The following is a 703-nucleotide window of genomic DNA, read 5'->3' as shown; positions in this document are numbered from 1 at the left end:
GTTAATTTTTCCGGTTTTTGGGATCTACTACATTTCCTGTTAGAAAATCAAGGTAAAAACTGCATCCAGCCGTTCTTTGGATCAATGCTATAGTTATATGTTGTAGCACCGTGTACATCTGGATAAGAATCGATTAAATTCGCCATATTTAGCAGATGACAAAATTCATGTAACGCGATATCGGTGGAGTATTCGATTTCTCGGTCGTTTGAGTGTTGAGGATAGTTAGTAGCAAATATATTAGATAGACCTACTGCACAATATCCTGCTCCTCGAGTAATGTCTGAGTAGTATGTCGGCTTCGTAACTCCACCACCACCTGGAGAATTTGACAATGCAAAAATCGCATCGAAAGCACCGTATGGCACTTTTTCTTCTAAAACATTAGCAATTTGTGCTTCATGCAAAATAAAGTCATTGTCTGAAGTATTTACTTGCATTGGTGTTCTGTAAAATTCAAGGTCTATATCTACTAGAATGTTGGGGTTGGCTTTTTCCAGTACTCTTTTGAAGTCATCTGCTACGGTTTGTGCATATATTTCGTCGTTTGCTGACAATGTACGACGTACCGGATTTGCATTGGCTTGATTAAATGTCACATCTGTAAAAACAAGCCATTTGAATTTCCACGTTACTCGTTCGGATAATGGTGTGTGGTCTTGATTAGCAACTGCTTGTCCTATTTTTTCTTTAAACTCTCAGC

Annotated in this window: 1 protein-coding gene; it reads right to left on the bottom strand. The window is 38.3% G+C overall.

The annotated features are described in order from the left end of the window. Positions 1–47 precede the first annotated feature (47 nt). A complete protein-coding gene (locus PRIP_RS16000) occupies positions 48–599 on the bottom strand; it encodes a hypothetical protein (protein ID WP_036102690.1) in 552 nt (183 codons plus the stop codon). Positions 600–703: the final 104 nt, after the last annotated feature.

The organism is Paenilisteria riparia FSL S10-1204, assembly GCF_000525995.1.
Lineage (GTDB): Bacteria > Bacillota > Bacilli > Lactobacillales > Listeriaceae > Listeria_A > Listeria_A riparia.
This window is presented reverse-complemented; position numbering and strand designations above follow the sequence as displayed.